Origin of the sequence: Pedobacter frigiditerrae, from assembly GCF_032678705.1 — a bacterium.
GTDB classification, from domain to species: domain Bacteria; phylum Bacteroidota; class Bacteroidia; order Sphingobacteriales; family Sphingobacteriaceae; genus Pedobacter; species Pedobacter frigiditerrae_A.
This window is the reverse complement of record NZ_JAVTSS010000001.1, coordinates 708,137-731,948: the sequence shown is the minus strand read 5'-3', so window position 1 is coordinate 731,948 and position 23,812 is coordinate 708,137. Positions and strand designations below refer to the sequence as shown.

Sequence of the window (23,812 nt, the reverse complement as noted above, 5' to 3'; positions counted from 1 at the left end):
TAAATATTTTCCTAAAAATTAACGTTTAATCCAAAAATGAATGATTTACTTCTTGGGTAAGCAGAATAATCTACACCTGGTGTTAAGGTATCTTTTCTTCTCGTAGAAACTTCCGGATCAAAACCAGTGTAATTAGTCCACAACCACAGATTATAACCAGAAGCATAAACCCTTAATTTTTTCATTTTTAATTTCTGCGAAATATTTGCAGGTAATGTATAACCTACAGTAACGGTAGACAATCTCAAGAATGAAGCATCTTCTACAGCCCAATCACTTAACACAAAAGCTTTAGAAAATGGAGACCAAAGCGTGGTGTTAGCATTCATTGCTGCTAATTCTGCAGGGTCATTGCTTAGTGTTCCATCAGCACGAAGATTTGTCCAACGTTTACCAGTTGCCATGATATCAATCATATTTCTAGAGCTATATTTACTGCTAGAAGTATATTCTATTTTATTGGCATTGTAAACGTCATTTCCGTAGCTCCAATTAAAATAAGCACCAATATCAAAATTATAAATTCTAGAGTTTAATGAGAAACCACCAGTATTTAACGGATTTGCATTACCAATAATTGACCTATCTGATAAATCGATTTTTCCATCACCAGATATATCTTGTATTTTCATTGTACCAGGGCGAATTGTACCTAGAAAGGCTGAACCATCAACTACACCAGGTTTCAATGTCCAAGTATCTGTAGCCGAATTATATCCTGAAAAATCTGAAACTTCATATCTGCCCGCATTTTTATAACCATAAATACGACCTATAGAAGCACCAGTTTCTACTAAATAATCTGCACCAATCTCTGTTGATGCCCAGCCAGAAGTACCTAGGATATTTTTAAGAGGCCCTAATGATACTACCTTATTTCTGTTGAAACTAATATTAGCATTTACTGAGAAATCGAAATTTGTTTTTTTCACTGCACTCCAGTTTACAGAAAACTCTAAACCCTTATTCTCTGTTTGGCCTACATTACGAAATTGTATATCATAACCTGTACCTGGAGTTTGAACGGCAAGTAAAAGGTTTTTAGTTTTATTTAAATAAGCATCTATTGTTCCAGTAACCCTAGAATCAAGGATTGCAAAATCTAAACCTATATTTCTTGTCACATTTGTCTCCCACTTCAAATCTGGGTTAGCCATGGTTTTAGAAGCTGCCCAATAATTATTAGCTCCATTTACCCAAACTGTATTAGAATTTAAAAAAGATTGAGTCATTTGACCAGTAGGAATATTATTATTACCGGCTGCACCATAACTTGCTCTTAATTTTAAATCTGTTAACCAAGATTTAGTATCATTCATGAAATCTTCTTGAGAAACTCTCCATGCTCCAGAAACTGAAGGAAAATATCCCCATTGATTTCCTTTAGCAAATTTAGAAGAGCCATCTATCCTTAAAGCTGCACTTAATAAATATTTACCTTTATAATCATAATTTGCTCTACCAAAAAAAGAAAGCAATTTATTATCAGGCGCATAATTATTATCGATTAGGGATGCCTTTCCTTGGGTAGTAAGTAACCTAGTTTGTTCAAATGCAAATGTTTTAGGAAAACCACGAACTTCGGTTTGTAAAGCGTTTTGCTCTTCCTTAAGATATTCATGTCCTACTAAAACATTAAGATTATGGTCTTTATTCAGAATTTTACTGAAAGTGTAATTTAATGTATTGGTATTTCTTATTGCATTTCTATTTGTGTTATTAGAATTTAAAACCGGAAAATTAGGATAATCTGAAAGATTTTTCACATAATAAGTTGTTAATCCGTAAAAACGATCTAAATCATTTCTAATCCCATCATAACCAACTTCAGAACGCAATTTCAAATTATCAATAATCTCATAAGTTACAGCCCCATTAATATTATAGGTTTTTCTATGGATAGATTGATTATTATCAGTAATTGAAGTTAACGGACTATATAAGTTAAATTCGTCGTTGGTTTCTGTTGATGATGTTAAACCAGGCACTGTAAATGGAGGATATAACATTGCATTTTTTAAACGTGAATCTGCAGAAGATTTTTCATTCTGCTCATTTGCACCACCACCATTTGTTTTCGTATCAGCATAACGAACTCCAAAATCTAATGTCAAATTATCATACAATTTATGATTTAGCTTAAAATTAACATTTTGTCTTTGAAAATCAGACAATTGCATAATTGCCTTATCTTTTACAAAACTATAGCTCAATGTATATTTTGTTTTATCACTACCACCACTAATACTTAAATTATTGTTAATGGTTGTTCCAGTACGACCGAATATAATGTCTTGCCAATCATTTGGTTGTACGTTCGCATACAAATCTATATCCTGGTAGTTCCCAAAATATTGTGCATAATCATTTGGCGTTTTCTCTAATAATGCTCTTTCATATTGCCATGTTACATAATCTAAAGGCGTAAGTACAGTTAACTTATTTGCCATTTGCCTTGTACCTCCAAAAACATTATAGCTTATATTTGTTTTACCCGCTTTACCACTTTTTGTAGTTACTAAAACAACACCATTTGCACCTCTAGAACCATAAATTGCGGCAGAAGAAGCATCCTTTAAAATATCTATGCTTTCTATATCTTGTGGAGCAATATCTGCAATTGAGCCAACAGGAAAACCATCAACAATATAAAGTGGTGTATTATCACTCGTGATAGATGCACCACCCCTTACCCTAACACTCATTTGAGCATCTGGGGAACCTTCTGTTGAAGCAATGCTAATACCAGCTAAGCGTCCTTGTATAGCCTCCAAAGCTGAAGAGACTGGAGCAGCTGCAATTACCTCAGCGCTAATCGATGATACCGAACCGGTTAAATCTTTTTTGCGAACCGTACCATAACCCACATTAATCATCACTTCGTTTAAAGTGGATACATCTTCATCAAGCGCAAAATTTACCTTTGTTTCTTTACCAACAGTTATTTCCTGAAGTTGAAAACCCAAGTATTTGGCTTGCAAGACTACAGTTCCTGAATTTGGAATGTTAATTACAAATTGGCCGTTTGCGTCGGTACTTGTACTGGTTGTTGTACCTTTAATGGAAACAGAGGCTCCTGGGATGGCTTGCTTACTAGCCTTTTCTGTTACTTTTCCCGAGATTTGCCTTGTTTGTTGTGCCTTGGCCATAGTCATACCTATAGCCAGCATCCAAAGAAGCAGTAGAATTTTTTTCATACATTAAAATTATATTTGGTTATTAGACCTTTTAACAGCCTTTACTTAAACAAGTCTACATTGTTTTTTTTATAAACCATAACAGTACAGGACACTAAATCTGTGCAATCGTTCCCGACAACGTTACCAAAAAGTGTTATCTAAATTTTATCTTTAAGCCTCAGAAAAAAATCGTAATATTATACTTTGATTTTTACCGTTAAAATATTTGCAGAATATTGCTTCAACTATGTTTGAGCCCGTAACCATAAAAGATATTGCAAAAGCTTTAGGCCTCTCCACCTCAACGGTTTCTAGAGCGTTAAGAGATACCCATGAAATAAGCGCTGCCACCAAGAAAATAGTACTCGCTTATGCAAAGGAAATCAACTATCAACCAAATCCTATTGCATTAAGCTTAAAGGAACGTCGCAGCAAATCTATAGGTGTAGTGGTTAGCGAGGTGGCTAATAGTTATTTTTCTCAAGCAATTAATGGAATTGAATCTATCGCTTATGATAGAGGTTACCATGTTATCCTCACTCAAACACATGAATCTTTTGACCGTGAGGTAATTAATGTTCAGCATTTGGCTTCTAGATCTGTCGATGGCTTATTAGTATCATTATCTTCTCAAACGCAAGACATATCACATCTTACTTCATTACATGAAAGAGGTTTGCCAATTGTATTTTTTGATCGCGTTGCTGATGAAATTGAAACCCATAAAGTAATTGCTAATAACGAAAAAGGGGCTTTTGAAGCTACAAATCATCTCATAAAATCTGGATATAAACGTATTGCCCACTTAACAAGTTCTACACAACTATCCATAAGCATTGAGCGCTTAAAAGGATATGAAAATGCCCTCAAAGCAAATAACATTGAGCTTAATCCTGCCTATATTAAACATTGTCCGCATGGCGGAATGATTTATGAAGAAATGGAAAATGCAATTAAAGAATTAATGGCCTTACCTGAAAAACCAGATGCGATATTTGTAGCTGGCGATCGTTTAAGTACAGGTTGTTTAAGCGTATTTAAAAATTTAAGAATTGCTGTACCGGAAGACATGGCTATTGCAGGTTTTAGTAACTCAGATGTGCTCGACTTGTTTAATCCATCCCTTACTTCTGTTCGCCAGCCAGCATTTGAAATAGGGAAATTGGCTACTCAGATGTTATTACAACTTATCGAAGCCAAATATCCCGTAGAAGAATTCGAGAAGAAAGTATTAGAAACAGATTTGTTTGTAAGAAACAGCTAATACCATTTCATTTTTCGTTTAAATTTCTTTTTTTACAACCACTATACTGGGAGCCTTACTTTATCTTATCGTTTACTCAACTATAGATAGAATTAAAAACTTCATTACCTAAGACTGAGGCAACTATTTCTTCATTATTTAAAATAAGTCTAAATAAATTTTGCTTTTATTAGCTTGGATTATATCTTTGCCGCTGTTTAGAATTAATCCAAATAAAAAGATGAATAAATTATTTACTCAGATCCTTAGTGTCATCACTATTTCCATATTCCTGTTTGGGAATGTGCAGGCCCAAACAAAAAACGGCATCATATCAGGTGTTGTTAAAACCAGCGATGGCAAACCGGCTCCATACGTAAACGTAGGTTTATTGAACACAAATAAAGCAAGCCAAACAGACGAAAATGGAAATTTCATTATCAAAAATGTTAGTGCAGGCAACTACACCTTAAAAATTTCTGCAATTGGAACAATTGCACAAGAGAAACAAGTTTCGGTGACAAGTGGTCAAACTACAACTGTAGATTTTGCCATTGCAGAATCATCTTCAAAACTTAAAGAAGTTGCGGTAAATGGTTATAGAACACCAAATTCAAAACCTGTTAACTTAGGTAAAACCAATATACCAACTAAAGACTTACCTCAATCTGCGCAAATCATCACAAGTCAAGTTATTGCAGATCAACAAGCTGATCGCTTGGGAGATGTAATGAAAAATGTTAATGGTGTAGCATTAGGTGCAAATCGTGGTAGTGTGGGAGAGAATTTTTATGCTCGTGGTTACAGCTTAGGAAGCAATAACACTTTTAAAAATGGAAGTCGTACTTCTATTGGAGGAAGTCCAGAAGCTAGTACTTTAGAATCTGTAGAAGTTTTAAAAGGTAGTGCTGCCTTATTATATGGTGGTGTTACTGGTGGAGCCGTTATAAACATGGTTACCAAAAAACCACAATTTGAGTATGGAGGTCAGGTATCTATGCGTACAGGAAGTTATGATCAATATAAACCAATGGTAGATGTTTATGGTCCTATCTCTCAAAAACTAGCTTTTAGAGCGATTAGCACCTACGAAAAAGCAGGAAGTTTTAGAGATAATGTAAAGTCTAATCGTGTTTATGTAAATCCTTCCTTACTTTATAAAATAAGTGATAAAACAGATGTTTTGTTACAAGGTGATTATTTAAAAAGTGATTACACACCAGATTTCGGTGTAGGGTCTTTTGGTAGCAAAATTATAGATTTTGGCAGGAACAAATTTCTTAATACACCTTGGGCCTACAATAACACAAATACTATAACCAGCCAATTAAACGTAAACCATAAATTCAATGACGATTGGAAAATGAACGTTATAAGTTCATTTCAATCTTATGGCAGGGATTATTTTGGAGCAGAACGTCCTGCGGCAAATGCAGCAGGTGTTGTAGCTCGTAATTTAACAAGAGCTAAAACACAAGAATACACTTATAATCAACAAATAAATTTAACTGGTATATTTAATACTGGAAAAATTAAGCATACCGTATTAATTGGTTTGGATGCAGATCAATCAAGAGTTACAAGTAACGGTTTTAATTATGGTAAAAATGCAAATGGTACCGCAATTACCACATATAATTATGGTAACGTAAACCTACTTGATCCAAATACTTACTATGGCTCAGGTTTAATGCCAACTACTTTTAATATTAGCGAAACACTTACACCAGTTTATCGTTACGGGGCTTTTGTACAAGATTTAATCGAAATTACAAACAAATTTAAAGTATTAGCTGGCATTCGTTATACCGATCAAAAAAATGCTCCTACTAGAACTACTGTTTTCGAAACAGGGGCAGTAACACGTGCTGCAACTAAAATTGAAGATGCATTTTCTCCAAAATTTGCATTAATTTATCAGCCTCTACAATCTACATCATTATATGTGAGCTACGCCAATAATTTTATAGCTAATTCTGGAACTGATATTTTCCTTGCAGCTCTTCCCCCATCAATAGTTGATGATTATGAGTTTGGTATTAAAAACGACCTTTTTGGAGGTAGATTAACAGCTAATTTAGCAGTATATAGAAAAGTTAACAGCAACATCGCACAAACTGCAGAGTTTGATGCTCAAGGAAATATCAACTCAAACAGCAACATTAAACAATTAAATGGAACTACTAAAAGTGACGGGCTTGAGGCAGATTTAACAGGAACTATTTTACCTGGATTAAATTTTATTGCGGGATATAGCTATAACTTTATGCGCTACACCAACACTGCTCTAATTACAACAAACATAGTTCCTGCTCCAACACCTGCTAATCCAAATGCTACTACTACGGTTGTTTTATCAGGTATGTTAGAAGATGTACGCTTGGTAGGCACAACCAAACATACTGGTAACGCAACGCTATTTTACACTGTACAAGAAGGAAAAGCTAAGGGCTTAAAATTAGGAACTTCAGTTTTTTATACAGGAAAACGCAATGGCGGTTGGAATGATAATAAAGCTGCTACAACTTTACGTTTAATACCTTTAGATGCATTTACAACAGTTGATTTTTCTGCTGGGTATTCTTGGAGGAGCCTTTCATTATTGGCAAAAGTTTCAAACATTACAAATGCACTAAACTATTATGTGCACGAAAACTATAGCGTTAACCCTATTGCTCCTCGCCAATTCGTAACTACTCTTGCTTACAAGTTTAAGTAAAACGAATAAGTAAGAAGAAGCCCCAAAACTAATTAGTTTTGGGGCTTTCTTATATCTTTTAATTCAATATTAACTAACCTATTTCAAATCCTGTTGCTAATTGTTGCAACTCTTCCTTAGAAATAGACCTTGGGTTATTATATTGTTTCTCTAACATGGTTAAGGCCACTTTAATATGACCTGTTGTTGTATTGATCAAGCATTCTCCATTCTCAATGGTGCTTGATATGTACTTACCAATTCCCCGATTGATGTCCGAAAAACGAAGTACTAATTCATGGAATATAAACACTGGATAATTCATACATTAAAAGTATCCCCTCAGTGTTAAGTCAATATTAATTTAATGTTATTTTTTGTTAACATTGAGTTAACATTCGAAATGTATTAGACTCAATTTTATTTAACCTCTATCAATTTGTATGCTTGCCTACCTAACAGCTTCCATTCTCTTCCTTGTTTTTGCCAAACCAGCAAAATTCCTAAATGTACTTCTCCTGGCTTACCCCCATCATTTGTTTTCGCATGAAGCTCATGACGAACCAAAGCAGTTTTCCCAGTAACTTTAACAGTTTGGTTTTTATATTCAACACTTACAAAATCCGATGAACCATTAGCGATGGCCTCTACAAACTCGGTTTTATTTTGCAATTTACCACTAGAGTGTCCGTAACTTAAATCTTCTGCTGCAACGTTTTGCAAAGCAGCTCTCTCGCCACTAATTAACGCTAAACGCATATTTTCTACAGCAGTTAAAACATTGGTTTCATCTTTAGTTTGAGCTTGAGCCATAAAACAGGTAGTAATTAATAATAATAGGATGCTTATTTTTTTCATTTAGTTTAAATATAAATTAAGCCAATATACAGTTTTTAGCTATCTGGAAGAAATCTTAAAAATGTGAATGAATCATCAAACCTAAAACCAAAAGTTGTATTGTTCAAGTTTGTCAAACATTTTTAAATAAGCCTTGTTAAGCATCAAAACAAAAAATATCTAACTATGAAACCATCATAATCTTTGAGACTAAAACTTAAGCATTAAGATTATGATAGTTCACAACTAAAACAAAAACAATAAAAAGATGAAAAAATTAGGATTTTTAAGTATGATCGTTATCGCTGCATTTGCTTTTCAAGGCTGTGGCAGTGATACAAAGGATTCAAAAGAAACTGCAGACAGTTTAAATGAAACCAAAGATACCACTACAAATGCAAATGCAACGGGCGGCATAGCTGTTGACGAAAATGACGCTCAATTTACTACCGATGCTGCTGCTAACGGAATGGCAGAAGTTGAATTCAGCAAGTTGGCATTAACAAAAACAGCAAATGCTGAAATTAAAGCATTCGCTGACATGATGGTAACTGACCATGGTAAAGCAAATGCTGATTTGATGACAATCGCATCTGCTAAAAACATTACCCTACCCACTGCGTTAGATGAGAAGCATCAGAAAAAATATGATGACCTTGCTAAGTTGAGCGGGAAAGATTTCGATAAGGAATATGTAAACGCAATGGTAGATGGTCATGAGAAAACTTGGGATTTATTAGATAAAGAGTCAAAAGATGGTAAGGATGCGGATTTAAAAGCTTTTGCCACTAAAACAGCACCTATCGTTAAAGGGCACCTAGACCTGATTAAAAAAATAAAAGACGGCTTAAAATAAGCTAAACGTTTTAATAACAACCAAAGGGTTCTGGCACAAATTTGCTAGAACCTTTTTTATTTAACAAAGTTACATTTTGGTGTAAACAATAATACTTTAGGTAAATATTTGTATGTTTGAACAGATAAGATTCCTCAATACGCTACTCATTATTTTGAGTAATTGTATTGATGAATTCAAATAACCAAGTATTGATTTAACCTAGCTAAAAATCTAAATTTGTTAAGAGATTATGAGTGGAATAACTGGATTTATAGACCATAATCACAAAATAAACGAAATAGATTTAGCACAATCATCTGCCACCCTCCTTCATCGTGGTGGTAATGGAAATGGGCTAATTTTCGACCAAAAGGATCATTATACTTTAGGTATTGCCCACCAACGTTTAGCAACCGTAGATTTAAGTAAAAAAGCTTCGCAACCATTTACCTCAAATTGCGGTAAATATAGTATTACATTAGATGGTACTATTTTTAATTATTTAGAGCTCAGAGAGGCCCTGATTAAATATGGTGTTATATTTTCTACGCTATCAGATACAGAGGTTATCTTAGAGGGATATAAAAAATGGGGTTACAGCTGTTTTGAAATGTTAGACGGCTCTTTTGCCTTTGCCATAATAGACAGAAAGTTAAACCAGTTGTTAATTGCTAAAGATGAAATTGGAGGCAAACCTATATACTATTATAAAGAAAAGGGATTTTATGCCTTTGCTTCAGAAATTAGAGCGCTAATTTCCTATCCATCAATAAAAAAGGAAATTAATAAAAATGCTATACCCACTTTTTTCAGGTATGGCTATTTTATTGGAGAAGAGACCATTTATAACAATATATATAAGCTTAAAAAAGGTACTTTAACCACAATTGACATTCATAGTGGCAATGGTTACGATACCCCTTTAACTAGAAAACAGCTTATTCCCTCAATTTCCGAAAGCAACCATACCGAAGAACAGATCCTAGATCATGTTGAAGATCTGTTAACAGAATCGATCTTAAAGAGAAATGTTGCTGATGTTTCTATTGGTGTTCTATTAAGTGGTGGTTTTGATAGCGCAATTGTAGCTGCTATTTTGCAAAAAAACCAGACAAAAAGAATAAAAACTTATACCGTAAGTTATAAAAATGAAAAGTTAGACGAAGCACTACAAGCAAGGAAAGTTGCCGAACATCTCAAAACAAATCATAAGGAGTTTTATCTAGACAAGGTTGATGCCATTAACATGGCCAACAACCTACCCGAAGTATTTGATGAACCAATAGGCGATAGTAGTGCTATACTCTTATTATTTATCGCCAATAAAGTTAAAGATGAGGTTAAAGTTTTATTAGGTTCTGAAGGTGGTGATGAATTATTTGGCGGCTACAGGACTTATGCAAAGGCAATTAAAATTAATTCCTTATTAAGTGGTAATCTTCCCAAATTACTTAAAGATGCTTTGATTAAATTCCTGATGAAAACTCAGCCTAAATTGAAAGAGGTTTTAGAAGGAGAAGGGCTATTAAATAAATATCTAGCTATTAATGCCTGTTATAGTTTAAATCAAATTGGAAAATTATTAAACGTAGATGCAGATATTCCAAATAAAGCTAAGGGCAATGCTCAAAACATTAAAGACTTACTCATTCATGATTTACACAATTATCTACCTAACAATATCTTTTTAAAAAACGATAAGTGTTTTTCTCATTATGGTGTAGATAATAGAGATGCCCTATTAAAAAATGAATTGATCGTTTATTTAGCATCATTAGATTCTAAATGGTTCATTAAAGAGGGGGAACAAAAATATTTACTTAAAAAAATCACTGCTAAATACATCCCTTCAAGCTTTATAGCTAACCCAAAAAAAGGTTTTGTAATTCCTTTGGCGAAGTGGCTAAAAACAATACTTAAACCATTAGTAGAAGAATACTTATCAGAAGAGAAATTGAAACAACATCAGTTATTCAATGTAAAAGAAGCATTAAAAATAAAGTCATCATTTTATGCCAATTGCACTAACTATAATGCACAAAGGGTTTGGTTATTATTACAATTTCAAATGTGGTATTATAAATGGATGGTATAAAAAAAGCGATGAGTAACAATAACCCATCGCTTGTCTAAAAATCAAGGAGTATTAATTAGAAATAGTATAATTAATTGGCATATTATAGCGAACCCTTACATTGTTATTGTTCTGTTTGCCAGGTTCCCATTTTGGAGATTTTTTGATAACCCTCATGGCTTCATCATCACAACCATAACCAATACCACGTACTAATTTCACATCAGATAAAGTCCCATCTTTTTCAATTACAAAGCTGATATAAACTTTACCTTGCACTTCATTTTCTTGAGCAGCATAAGGATATCTTAAATTTTTCTGAATAAATTTTGCCCAGGCAGCCATTCCTCCTGGAAATTCAGGAAATTTCTCAACCCCTGAAGTCTCATATACTTTAGTGTCACTTTCTCCATTTGTTGCCGTACCACCTCCGCCACCACTACTGGGTGCTGGATTAGCATTACCAGCCCCATCCTTTCCTTCTGAGCTAGTGCTGCCAATAACTGCTGTTTGCAATTCAACACTTGTTGGTGGGGGCGTATCATCAATTGGTTCAGCTACAACAACAGGAGCTAAAAAAGCTTTTGTTTTTACTGGTTCTTGTGGCGCAGGTTCTTCTTGTTTAGGCTCCTCTTTTTTAGGCTCTTCCTTTTTCATATCATGAATTGGTTCAACATCTTGCACTTCCACAGTTCGATGAGTAATTATTGGCACTTCTGGTTGCATTTGCGCATAAATCAATGGTCCAACAAAAAGCAAAACGAATACAGGTACTACAATCAATAGCGCCTTTACCATAATGTTAGAAGACTCTGTTCTTAATGCGTAAGCACCATAATTTTTGTTTCTGTTTTGGAATACGAGAGCAAGCCACTCACTGCCGTATAAATTTGATGAATTGTTAAACATAGCTTTTAGGTTTTTTTAACTATGATGTTAGTTATTGAACAATTCCATAAAGAATCTCAAAAATATTTTGAAAAGGCAAATATTGATTTTTTACACATTTTTATTTTTTTAAACATTTTTGCCATTTTTATGTCCGTTTTAAGAAAAAACATTAAAATTTTACTAAAACTTTGAAATTTCATTGAAAAAATTGATAAAAAATTCTATTTTTGGATAAAATTTAAACAAATCAATGAAACCATCATAAGTTTACGTTTAAAACAAACAATAAAAAACTTATGATAGCTTCATTACAAATAAAAAAATAACAAACTAATGAAAAGTCTAAGAACAATTGCTCTAAAAGAGGCGCAAAATAGAATTTCACCAGAAGTTCAAGCACCCTCATCAAAAATTTCTGATTTTTACGGTTCGAATGTTTTTGATAAGAAAAAGATGAGAGACTTCTTGTCTAAAGAAGTTTATGAAAAGCTAATCTCTACTATTGGTCAAGGTGAATTAATTAATGCTGACGATGCTAACCAAATCGCATCAGCTATGAAAACTTGGGCAATGGCTAAAGGTGCTACTCACTATACGCACTGGTTTCAACCATTAACCGGTTCTACAGCAGAGAAACATGATTCATTTTTTGAGCCTAGTGGCGATGGAGCAATTGAAAAATTTGCTGGAAGTGCATTAGTTCAACAAGAACCAGATGCTTCTAGTTTCCCTAACGGAGGTATTCGTAATACTTTCGAAGCTCGTGGTTACACTGCTTGGGATCCTTCTTCTCCAGCATTTATCATGGAAAGCAAAGCTGGTAAAACACTTTGTATTCCAACTGTATTTATTTCATATACAGGAGAATCTTTAGATTATAAAGCACCTTTATTAAAAGCATTAGCGGCAATGGACAAAGCTGCTGTTGATGTTTGTCAATATTTCGATAAAAGCATCACTAAAGTAAATGCTTCTTTAGGTATTGAACAAGAATATTTCTTAGTAGACCTTGCTTTGTTTAATGCTCGTCCAGATTTAGTAATGACTGGCCGTACTTTATTCGGACACATGTCTGCTAAAGGACAACAATTAGAAGACCACTATTTCGGTTCTATCCCTGAGCGTGTATTTGCTTATATGGTAGATTTCGAAAACGAAGCTTTAAAATTAGGTATTCCTTTAAAAACTCGTCACAACGAGGTTGCTCCTTCTCAATTTGAATGTGCTCCTATTTACGAAGAAATCAACTTAGCTATTGACCACAATCAATTATTGATGGATTTAATGGAAAAAGTTGCTCGTCGTCATAACTTCAAAGTATTATTACATGAGAAACCATACGCAGGTATTAATGGTTCTGGTAAGCACAACAACTGGTCTCTAATCACTGATACTGGTAAAAACCTATTAGCACCAGGCAAAACGCCTAAAAACAACTTAATGTTCTTAACATTCTTCGTAAATACAGTTAAAGCTGTTTATGAGCATGCGGATTTATTAAGAGCAAGTATTACTTCAGTAAGCAACGATCACCGTTTAGGTGCTAACGAAGCCCCACCAGCAATCATCTCTATCTTCTTAGGTCAGCAATTAGATGAGATTTTAGATGAAATCGAGCACTCTCGTATCAGCAAAAAAACTAAAGAAGATAATGGTTTATGGTTAGGTATTCCTAAAATCCCTCAAATTACTTTAGATAATACAGATCGTAACCGTACTTCTCCATTCGCATTTACAGGTAACAAATTCGAATTAAGAGCAGTAGGTTCATCAGCTAACTCTTCTGCACCAATGACTGTTTTAAATGCAATCGTTGCAGACCAGTTAACTAAATTTAAAGTAGACGTAGATAAATTGATTAAAAAAGGCGATAAAAAAGACGTTGCCTTATTAACAGTTATCAAAAGATACATTAAAGAATCTAAAGATATTCGTTTCGAAGGAAATGGTTATAGCCAAGAGTGGGCTGATGAAGCTGCTAAACGTGGTTTATCAAACATCAAAACTACTCCAAAAGCTCTAGATGCTTACGTAAGCGATAAATCTACTGAGTTGTTTACTAAAACTAACATCTTCAGCAAACGTGAATTACACGCTCGTCATGAGATTTTATTAGAAAGTTTCTTCAGAAAATTACAAATCGAGGCTCGTGTAATGGGCGAAGTGACCAATAGTCAAATTTTACCAGCTGCAATTGCTTATCAAAACATTTTGATTGAGAATGCAAAAGGATTAAAAGACCTTGGTTTAAGCAAAGAAGCTATTGCTACTCCACTTGCAATCATCAACACGCTTTCTGAGCATATTGGCATTGTTAAAACTAATATCGATGCGATGTTAGAAGAACGCAAAAAAACCAATGCAATTGAAGACAGCCGTGATAAAGCAATTGGTTACGATGAAAAAGTTAAAGTTTACTTTGACACCATCCGTTACCACGTTGATAAATTAGAGCAAATTGTTGACGATAGCGTTTGGCCATTGCCTAAATTCAGAGAGTTATTATTCTTAAAATAAGATTCTTTCTTTATAACATTTAAGGCGTTTCGATTTAATCGGGACGCCTTTTTTAATTCCCCTCTTTTAGAGGGGTGGCTGCCTTTGGCAGACGGGGTGTTTACAGTGTGCATCCAGACTTGCGCCGATTTCACATCGGTAGCGCAGCGACGAGAAATCTTTTCTTAAAATTGCATTTGAAAAGCAAACCTCTACAACTATTAATGTCATTCCTTCTTTCCGCTACATCTTTTATAAGCTTCGCAAATAAAAGTATACCGCTGCAATAAGGTTTAGAAACAAAAGCAGGTGCTACTATTTAGGGCTGCAAAAGCACAAACCTGCATTATTTAAACGGGTACCGATAGCTATCGGTAGGAGCGAAAATCCTTTTTGTCATGCTGAGCGTACTTGTCCCGACTTCTTCGGGAGTCGAAGCACAAAAAGATTGTAGCAAAAAGCCCGACTAACTTCAAGAAATGCTACTGTCCCTGCTTTTCAAAACAAGATTGCAAAATCATTAATACACCTCTAATCTTTACCCTTTCAGCTTTAGTCTTTCAGCTTAAAAACTTATCTTTGCAACAATGAGCGATAATAGGTATAACCAACGTGGCGTTTCTGCATCGAAAGAAGATGTACATGCGGCTATTAAGAATATTGACAAGGGTATTTTCCCTCAAGCATTTTGCAAAATCATTCCTGATATTTTAGGTGGCGACGAAGAATATTGCAATATCATGCATGCCGATGGCGCCGGAACAAAATCATCGTTAGCTTATACCTATTGGAAAGAAACTGGTGATATTTCTGTTTGGAAAGGAATTGCACAGGACGCAATTATCATGAACCTAGATGATTTAATTTGTGTTGGCGCTACTGATAACATCTTATTATCCTCAACAATTGGCAGAAATAAAAACCTAATTACAGGAGAAGTTATTGCCGCAATTATTAACGGAACTGAAGAAATTTTAGCTGAGTTAAGAGCACTTGGTATCTCTATCTATTCTACCGGAGGCGAAACTGCTGATGTTGGCGATTTAGTAAGAACAATTATTGTCGATTCTACGGTTACATGCCGTATGAAACGCGATGAAGTTATCAGTAACCATACTATTCAAGATGGAGACGTGATTGTTGGCCTGGCTTCCTACGGACAAGCAACTTATGAAACTGAATACAATGGCGGAATGGGCTCAAATGGATTAACTTCAGCTCGCCATGATGTCTTTGAGAAATCTGTAGCAAATAACTATCCAGAAAGTTTTGACCCGTCAGTTCCATTCGATTTAGTTTTCTCGGGAGGCAAAAAATTAACTGACCAAGTTCGAATCGACGAGCAAAATAGCATTACTGCTGGCAAACTAGTTCTTTCACCTACTAGGACTTATGCCCCAGTACTTAAGAAAATATTAGATTCTTACAGAAAAGACATTCACGGCTTAGTTCATTGCAGTGGTGGCGCACAAACAAAGGTGCTTCACTTTATTAATGACGATGTTCATGTGATTAAGGATAACTTATTTCCTATTCCACCCCTATTTAAATTGATACAAGAACAGTCTGGCACAGATTGGAAAGAAATGTATAAAGTATTTAACATGGGGCATAGAATGGAAGTTTATGTACCGCAAGCAATAGCTGATGACATTATTGCCATTTCTAAAAGCTTTAAAATAGATGCTCAAATTATTGGGCGAGTAGAAAAAGGAAATCAAAAACAAGTTACGCTAACTAGCGAATTTGGCACTTTTGTCTATAATTAAACCTAGTTCCTGCGTCATTGCGAGAGTCAATTTTTCATTGCTCGAAGCAATCTGCTTAGTGGGTTGGACATTTAGATTTCGTAATTCAGTTGCATCCATCTACCCAAAAAACATCGTTATTGACTTGGTAGAGTGAGATTGCTAGAAAGAAGTCTTTAGATATGATTTAAGGACATATATAAATTCTTACTAAACCATTATTTATTTTGCCTGTTTATAATGTAAATTGTGCAATATGAAAATACTGGTTTATACAACGCTTAATGCAGAACAAAAAAATCAATTAAAAGCTGGTATTACTGGTAATGCTGAATTGTTTTTCAAAAACGATTTGACTGAGGAAAATTTATTTTTAAAGTTAGCTGAGGCTGAGATTGTACTTGGAAACATAAATGTCTCCCATTTATCTAAACCTCACTCAAATTTAAAATTCTGGCAATTAGACTCTGCTGGTTTTGACCAATATCAAAATATTAGTTTAAATATTCCGGTTGCCAATATGGGAACTTTTTATGCGCAAAGATGCGCTGAAAGTATAGTTGCAGGTGTAGTTGGCTTTTACAGAGGCCTACATAGTTTAGTGAGACTTCAATCCGAAAAGAAGTGGGTGGGCAGCAAGATAAGACCTTTCTTAAAAGGTTTGACTGACAAGAACGTGGTTATTTTAGGAGCTGGCGCCATCGCTTTAGCAGCAAAAAAAATGCTAACTGGTTTTGGCTGTAATATTACTTTAACGGCTAGAAAAAATCCAAACGCAACCTTACATAGTTTGGAAGAACTATTTTCTATTTTGCCAGAAACAGATGTAGTGATTAACACGCTACCTGGTTCAGCAGAAAATTATGTGAACGAAGAATTTATTAATGTAATGAAACAAGGTAGTATTTATGCCAACGTAGGCAGAGGAAATACAACTGATGAAAATGCTTTAATAAATGCTTTGGAAAAAGGAAAAATTGCAGGTGCCATATTAGATGTTACAGCAATAGAACCATTGCCTATTGAAAGCAAATTGTGGGATATGGAGCAAGTGATATTAACCCAACACTCTGCTGGCGGCGATAAAGATGAAACTTCAGGAAAAGTGAAACACTTTATTAAAAATGTAAACAAATTTCTAAATGGCGAACAGCCTGAAGATTTAGTGGATTTGAAAAGGGGATATTAGATTGGCTTAATTTTCAGATAATATTAAAATTCTGTCATTCTCATATAACAGTTGAGTTTCGGAGATAACCTTAACTTTAATAGAGCCATTGTCTCCTGTTAAGAGAATTGTTTTACCTTTTATAGTGTAATTATATCTCATCATCATATCTCCACCAAATAAAACATCTGCTTTACCATCTGGCATAAGAGTTAGCATAACACCACTAAAACCAAGGGTTGTTGCCATTGCACCTTTTTCGACATAAGTTTTTTTCACATTAATTTCTAACTCTTTTTTACAAGAAGAAACAGTCAAGATTAGAAGTGAGCATATAATTGCTATAAATTTTTTCATATTATAAATTCTTAATTATCCAATCTTCTCTTTAAACAAATCCATTGTTCTTTTCCAAGCTAATTTAGCTGCAGCCTCATTATATCTTGTTGGGTTCGAATCATTATTAAAAGCATGGTTAACACCATCATAAACATAAACCTTATAATCAATGTTGTTTTGCTTTAAAGCTGCTTCATAAGCGGGTATTCCTGCATTAATTCTTTCATCCAGTCCACCATAGTGTAGCATCACACTGGCTTTAATTTTTGATACATCTTCTGCCTTTGGCTGAGACCCATAATAAGCCACAGCTGCCAAAAGTTTAGGATCTGCAACAGCTAGTTTATTAGACATTGCACCGCCCCAACAAAAACCAATACAACCTGTTTTACCATTAGCATCTTTATGGTTTCTTAAATAAGCCAATCCCTTTAAATAATTTTGAAGATTTTTCTCTGCATCTAACTTGCCTATCAATTCTCTACCCTTATTTTCATCTGTAGGCGTGCCACCTAGTGGAGATAAAGCATCAATACCAAGTGCTAAATATCCTTCTGCTGCCACCCTTTTGGTTACTTCAATTATATGCGGATTTAACCCCCTATTCTCGTGGATAACCACTACCGCCCCAAGCTTTTTTTTGCCTTTAGGTTTTACTAAAACGCCTTTCATCTCGCCTTCTACTCCAGCATAAGTTATATTTTCGACAATCAGATTTTCATCATCTATGGTTGCTGCTGCTGCATAATTATTTTCTAATAAGGGCAAAACCGTTAATGCCAAAGCAGTACTACCAGTTATAATGGCCAGCTTTTTCATAAAGTCTTTTCTGCTAATCTGACTATGAGTATAAGAGTCGTATAGGGTGATTATCTTTTGATCCATAATTATGACTTGAAAACTAACTTATCCAAGATAACAATAAAAATTTGTGTTAAAAAATTCAGGCAAAAAAATCCCGCTAACCAATTAAGGTTAGCGGGATTCAATTATTCTACTTTAGGTATTAGTTAAAGTTGTAACGTAATCCAAATTGCATGTAGAATGTAGAAGAAATAGTTTGAGAAGTACCAAACGTTTCTTTAACCAAATCACCACCAGCACTTGCCATTAGGAAAGTAGGTTTAGTTGTTGAAGAAATCGCAGTTACGTTTTGAGGAACTAATATATTTGCATTGTTTACAAAGTTCAAGTTGCCCCAGTTTTTATTTAACATGTTACCAACATTAAATATATCAACTGAAAACTGAATAGAGTTTTTAGCAGCACCTACGTTTTTGAAGATTTCTTGAGTCAATCTAAAATCAACTTGATTTCTCCATGGTGATGTTCCGCCATTACGTTTTGCATATTGTCCTTTATGTTCTCTCAAATAATCATCTTGCTCGATATACGCAAAAAACGCATCACTTTGTTCCTGAGCAGTATATGCTTTAGGATATTGTCTTAATGTTGTGATTTGTCCTGCTGTATTATAAGAGTGGACTAAATTTGTTGGCACAGTTACAAATGTAATCTCAGAAGCATCCTTAGGGATATAAATCAAATCATTTGTTTGTCCATCACGGTTAAAATCTGCTGAGTAACCATAAGAGAATCTTCCTTGTTGAGAACCTTCATAAAATAGAGAAACTGAGGTTGACAAGTTTTTGAAGTATTCTTTTTTATAAGAAACTGAAGCAATTACACGATCAGGATTTAAGTTAGATGAATAACTTAAAGTTGGTGTATTTGGATTTGATGAAGTTTGTGGAATAGACCATAAGTTTAATAACTGATCACCACTACCATCACCAAAGTTACGTTGATCAGTTCTAGTGTAAGCAACCATTAATCCTAAACCACTTGTGAAGTTTTTAGTTAACTGTGCAGTTGCAGCCCAGTTGTAACCACCTTTAGCATTCTTCATTTTAATTGCATTGAACAATGTACTTGATGTAGTTGCAGAAGTAGCTGCTACTAAACCACCTGAAGTAAGCGGAACTGCTTGTTTATCAAATGCTGTAGCAGCAAAGAATGGCCTATTATCTGGGTAACCAGCAATATTTAATTGAGTTGGGTTCTTTAAGTTGACGTTAACCGCAACTGCTGAGTAAAGATCTTTACCATAGATTCCTTCTAAGGTACCAATTATACCCCATGGTAATTTAGCATCAACTGCTAAACTAGATTTCCAAGTAGAAGGAAATCTTAAGTCTTTAGACATTGCACTAATTGTACTTGGTATGGTAGTACCTACAACACCTTTAGGCCCAACAATATTAGGAGCAATACTTGGGTTAAAGAATGGTGTATTAGTACCTGAATAAGTTTGTGTATATTGAATTAAACCAGCATCACCTGATTGAGATACAATCCACACAAACGGAACCCTACCGGTGAATATACCAGTACCACCTCTAACTTGTAAAGAACGATCTCCATTTACATCCCAGTTGAAACCGAAACGAGGAGAATAAGTCATCTTATTTTCTGGAAGTTCTCCTGTGTTTATTTTTTCACCATTAGCAAATGTTTGTGCTGCAACTAATGGGTGTGTTTTAATTTCGTCTACACCTGGATAAGTTGCTTGCTCAAATCTAATACCTGCTGTTAATTTTAAACGGTCAGAAACTGTAAATTCATCTTGTAAATAAGCTGAGTATTGAGCAAACTTAAATGAAGGAAATGCTTGAGAACCATCTGCAGTTAAAGGATAAGTAACTGAATATTGTAATGGTCTTGCATTATTAACAAAATCATCCCAAGATCTGAAAGTATAAAATCCTGTCCCAAAACGCTGGAAACCATTTTTTGTAGTACTAAATTCAGCTTGTAAACCTAATGTTAAGTTGTGTTTTCCTAGAGCTAAACCTAAATCATCACTATAAGTATAAGAAGTAACATCTCTTAAGTTACCATAAGTAAATGCTTCGTAACCAAATGTGGTTAGTACGTTCCCTGCGCTTGTGCCAGATTGAGTACCGTCTAAGATATCAACCAATGGGAAAGGACTACTATCAGAGTTTCTTGGATCATTTTGATGAGAATATGAAGCACGCAAGGTGTTAGTTATTTTACTTCCAAAAGATGAATTTAACTCAGCTGTTGCAGAATATAAGTTTGCTGCTTGGTAATAGTTAGAATTAAAGAATGGCAAACCTGCAGTTTGTGCAGTACCAGACCTAACGTTACCATAACCTAAGGAACCAGTAACTGCAGAACCTGTTACAGAAGTACTAGCAGCGCTAGGGCTTTGGCTTTCTACTTGGTTGTAACGGATACTGAAACGATGACTTTTAGAAATATTCCAATCTAAGCGAGCAAACATTTTTTCATTATCACTTACATTCTCATAGTTTTGATAAGGCCCTGTTTCATAACCATATTTAGCGTCTAGATAAGCGCTTACGGTATTCATAAAGTCAGCTGTTGTTCTTGTAACAGTTGTTATTGAATTATAAGGCAAAGCTGGCGTTGCTGCAATCCTAGTTGTACCAGGCGCCTTAGTTAGCTTCTTTTCATAGTTTACAAAAAAGAATAATTTATCTTTAATGATTGGACCACCAAAACTAGCGCCATAATTTTTCTCATCTAATTTTTGCAAGTTCCTTATGGTATAATCACCAATATTACGGCCTTGTTGATCATCACCACGCATGGTATAGAATAGATTCCCGAAAAATTTATTAGTACCTGAACGCGTTACTGCATTAACAGCACCACCAGTAAAACCAGATTGACGAACATCATAAGGAGTTACATTGATAGAGATTTGCTCTAACGCATCAATAGAAATTGGAGAACCACCTGCAGGTATATTTTGTCCAATACCAAATTGGTTATTGTAGTTAGCACCATCTACAGAGAAGTTGTTAGAACGGTAGTTACCACCACCAATACTAGTACCATTTGCTTGAGGAGTTAAACGAGTAATATCGTTAACACTACGAGAAATTGTAGGCAAAGCTTGTATTTGCGCTCTACCAACTACAGTATTTGCACCACTTTTGTTTGAGTTCATGATTGGATTAGAACCCTGACCTACAATGTTAACAGTTGCTAAAGTAGAACTGTTGTCTGTTAGTGTAACATTTAAAACGAAAGGCTCACCTAGTTTCAAGGTTACATCATCGAATTTCTCAGGCTTGTAGCCTACAAAACTCACTTCAATGGTATAAGGACCACCAACACGCATGTTTCCAATTGTGTAACGGCCATCGCCATTTGTAATTACGCTATAAACCGTTCCGGTTGGCGTGTGTGTAGCTTTTATGCTGGCACCTGGCATCGTCTCTTTCGAGTCTTTAACAGTACCTGTTAATGACGATGTAGTTATCTGAGCATTCGCTACAGAGATAAAACCAACAAAGGCAAGAACAATTACTACAAATTTTAATAGTAAAGATTTCTTCATACTCTTTTAATTATTTTTTTGTTTTGTTAAGAAATGTTAAAATAACGCCTCAAAGGTAAATATTTATTTTATTCTGCTGTTCATTTCTAATGTTAAATAATTATTAATTATCCCCAAAACTTATTAACACTTAACATATTGGTTAAATTATGTAACTAACAGTTTATCAATAGCTTTATATTTTAAGTGTTTTTAGGAATTACAGACAAAAATATGACGCAAAAAACCTTTATTTTGTCAAAAGCACACTATGTGTAATCATAAACATATTTTAACCAACATTTTTTTTAATTTTGACACATTATTTATTTAGATTCCTTTAAAAAAGATATGAACCCGACATGGTTAAAATAATTATTAAGCTAACAGCTCCTAATTATTTTAACTATCAAAGGCTCCATCTGACAACTTAAAAAACAAAAAATTAACAGATGAACTACGATTTAATTGTTATCGGCAGCGGTCCAGGTGGATATGTAACTGCAATAAGAGCTTCACAATTGGGTTTAAAAACCGCAATTGTTGAGCGTGAATCTTTAGGCGGAATTTGCCTTAACTGGGGATGTATACCAACCAAAGCTTTATTGAAGAGTGCACAAGTATTCGAATACATTAACCATGCTGCTGATTATGGTATTAATGCACCTGAAGCAACGGCAGATTTTGCAGCCGTAATTAAACGTAGTCGTGGTGTTGCTGACGGCATGAGCAAAGGTGTTCAATTCTTGATGAAGAAAAACAAGATTGACGTTATAATGGGAACTGGTAAAGTTAAACCAGGCAACAAAGTTGAAATTAAAGCTGCTGACGGAACTCAAAAAGAGTTAACAGCAAAAAATATAGTTATCGCTACAGGTGCTCGTTCTAGAGAGTTGCCTAACCTAAAACAAGACGGCAAAAAAATCATCGGCTATCGCCAAGCAATGGTATTACCTGAGCAACCTAAATCTATGGTTGTAGTTGGTTCTGGAGCTATTGGTGTTGAGTTTGCCTATTTCTATGCAACAATGGGTACTAAAGTAACTATTGTTGAGTTTATGGAAAACGTTGTTCCTGTTGAAGATGAAGATGTTTCTAAGCAATTATTACGTAGCTTAAAGAAAACCGGCATCGAAATCATGACTTCTTCTAGCGTAGAATCTGTTGATACTAGCGGTGCTGGATGCAAAGTTCAGGTTAAAACGGCTTCGGGTATGCAAACTATAGAATGTGATATCGTTCTTTCTGCCGCAGGCGTAGTTGCCAACATAGAGAATATCGGCTTAGAAGAAACAGGCATTAAAACAGAAAAAGGCAAAATCGTTACTGACGAGTTTTATAATACTTCGGTAAAAGGATATTATGCAATTGGCGATGTTGTAGGTGGTCAATCTTTAGCTCACGTAGCATCTGCAGAAGGTATTATTTGCGTTGAAAAAATTGCTGGTCAACACGTTGAGCCTTTAGATTACAACAATATTCCTGGCTGTACGTATTGCACACCAGAAATTGCTTCTGTTGGTTACACTGAAAAAGCAGCTAAAGCAGCTGGCTATGAATTAAAAATCGGAAAATTCCCATTCTCAGCTTCAGGTAAAGCAAGTGCTGCAGGTGCAAAAGATGGTTTTGTAAAACTAATTTTTGATGCTAAATATGGAGAATTATTAGGCGCACACATGATTGGCGCTAATGTTACAGAAATGATTGCTGAAATTGTTGTTGCTCGTAAATTAGAAACAACTGGTCACGAAATGATTAAATCTGTTCACCCTCACCCTACCATGAGTGAAGCCATCATGGAGGCAGCAGCTGATGCTTACGGAGAAGTGATACACTTGTAAAAAATGGAAAAGGTAAGATGGAAAATGGATTCATAACCTTACCATTTAATTAATATTAAAAACCTGTTAGCTCAACTAACAGGTT

Annotated in this window: 15 protein-coding genes; 8 read left to right on the top strand and 7 right to left on the bottom strand. The window is 34.8% G+C overall.

Features of this window, described 5'->3' with window-relative positions:
- Positions 1–11 precede the first annotated feature (11 nt).
- Positions 12–3,197, bottom strand: coding sequence for a TonB-dependent receptor (locus R2Q59_RS03130; protein ID WP_316765607.1), 3,186 nt, complete (start codon positions 3,195–3,197; stop codon positions 12–14).
- Between the two features lie 229 nt (positions 3,198–3,426).
- Here R2Q59_RS03130 and R2Q59_RS03125 point away from each other — a divergent pair, with 229 nt between their 5' ends.
- Both R2Q59_RS03125 and R2Q59_RS03120 read left to right on the top strand, forming a co-directional pair.
- The gene (locus R2Q59_RS03125; RefSeq protein ID WP_316765606.1) at positions 3,427–4,443 is read left to right on the top strand and encodes a LacI family DNA-binding transcriptional regulator; all 1,017 of its coding nucleotides are present in this window, start codon (positions 3,427–3,429) and stop codon (positions 4,441–4,443) included.
- Between the two features lie 220 nt (positions 4,444–4,663).
- The gene (locus R2Q59_RS03120) at positions 4,664–7,141 is read left to right on the top strand and encodes a TonB-dependent receptor (protein ID WP_316783591.1); all 2,478 of its coding nucleotides are present in this window, start codon (positions 4,664–4,666) and stop codon (positions 7,139–7,141) included.
- A 73-nt stretch (positions 7,142–7,214) separates the two neighbouring features.
- Here the strand turns inward: R2Q59_RS03120 and R2Q59_RS03115 are convergent, their stop codons facing one another.
- Together R2Q59_RS03115 and R2Q59_RS03110 are read right to left on the bottom strand one after the other, a co-directional pair.
- Entirely contained in the window at positions 7,215–7,445 is a 231-nt protein-coding gene (locus R2Q59_RS03115; RefSeq protein ID WP_316783589.1) for a hypothetical protein, read from the bottom strand.
- 95 nt (positions 7,446–7,540) lie between these two features.
- Positions 7,541–7,978, bottom strand: a complete 438-nt coding sequence (locus R2Q59_RS03110; protein WP_316783587.1) for a nuclear transport factor 2 family protein — start codon at positions 7,976–7,978, stop codon at positions 7,541–7,543.
- A gap of 247 nt (positions 7,979–8,225) precedes the next feature.
- Here R2Q59_RS03110 and R2Q59_RS03105 point away from each other — a divergent pair, with 247 nt between their 5' ends.
- Positions 8,226–8,813, top strand: coding sequence for a DUF4142 domain-containing protein (locus tag R2Q59_RS03105; protein WP_316783585.1), 588 nt, complete (start codon positions 8,226–8,228; stop codon positions 8,811–8,813).
- Positions 8,814–9,045: 232 nt separating this feature from the next.
- Positions 9,046–10,890 carry an asparagine synthase (glutamine-hydrolyzing) gene (asnB, locus tag R2Q59_RS03100; RefSeq protein WP_316783583.1) on the top strand — a complete coding sequence of 615 codons (1,845 nt, stop codon included), beginning with the start codon at positions 9,046–9,048 and terminating at the stop codon, positions 10,888–10,890.
- A gap of 51 nt (positions 10,891–10,941) precedes the next feature.
- Here the strand turns inward: asnB and R2Q59_RS03095 are convergent, their stop codons facing one another.
- Entirely contained in the window at positions 10,942–11,778 is an 837-nt protein-coding gene (locus R2Q59_RS03095) for an energy transducer TonB (protein WP_316783581.1), read from the bottom strand.
- Between the two features lie 315 nt (positions 11,779–12,093).
- On the opposite strand from R2Q59_RS03095, the gene R2Q59_RS03090 reads away from it, so the two are divergent.
- The 3 genes from R2Q59_RS03090 (at position 12,094) to R2Q59_RS03080 (ending at position 17,193) form a co-directional block, all read left to right on the top strand.
- On the top strand, positions 12,094–14,277 hold the full coding sequence (locus R2Q59_RS03090; protein WP_316783579.1) for a glutamine synthetase III: 2,184 nt from the start codon (positions 12,094–12,096) through the stop codon (positions 14,275–14,277).
- 566 nt (positions 14,278–14,843) lie between these two features.
- The gene (locus R2Q59_RS03085; protein WP_316783577.1) at positions 14,844–16,025 is read left to right on the top strand and encodes an AIR synthase related protein; all 1,182 of its coding nucleotides are present in this window, start codon (positions 14,844–14,846) and stop codon (positions 16,023–16,025) included.
- A gap of 235 nt (positions 16,026–16,260) precedes the next feature.
- Positions 16,261–17,193: an NAD(P)-dependent oxidoreductase gene (locus tag R2Q59_RS03080; protein WP_316783574.1), complete on the top strand. Its 933-nt coding sequence runs from the start codon at positions 16,261–16,263 to the stop codon at positions 17,191–17,193.
- A gap of 6 nt (positions 17,194–17,199) precedes the next feature.
- Here R2Q59_RS03080 and R2Q59_RS03075 read toward each other — a convergent pair whose 3' ends face one another.
- The 3 genes from R2Q59_RS03075 to R2Q59_RS03065 all read right to left on the bottom strand — a co-directional run bounded on the left by R2Q59_RS03075 (position 17,200) and on the right by R2Q59_RS03065 (position 21,907).
- Positions 17,200–17,529, bottom strand: coding sequence for a hypothetical protein (locus tag R2Q59_RS03075; RefSeq protein ID WP_316783572.1), 330 nt, complete (start codon positions 17,527–17,529; stop codon positions 17,200–17,202).
- Between the two features lie 15 nt (positions 17,530–17,544).
- Positions 17,545–18,396, bottom strand: a complete 852-nt coding sequence (locus R2Q59_RS03070; RefSeq protein ID WP_316783569.1) for a dienelactone hydrolase family protein — start codon at positions 18,394–18,396, stop codon at positions 17,545–17,547.
- A 121-nt stretch (positions 18,397–18,517) separates the two neighbouring features.
- On the bottom strand, positions 18,518–21,907 hold the full coding sequence (locus R2Q59_RS03065; protein ID WP_316783567.1) for a TonB-dependent receptor domain-containing protein: 3,390 nt from the start codon (positions 21,905–21,907) through the stop codon (positions 18,518–18,520).
- Between the two features lie 431 nt (positions 21,908–22,338).
- Between R2Q59_RS03065 and lpdA the strand changes: the two genes are divergently transcribed.
- Positions 22,339–23,727, top strand: a complete 1,389-nt coding sequence (gene lpdA / locus R2Q59_RS03060; RefSeq protein WP_316783565.1) for a dihydrolipoyl dehydrogenase — start codon at positions 22,339–22,341, stop codon at positions 23,725–23,727.
- Positions 23,728–23,812: the final 85 nt, after the last annotated feature.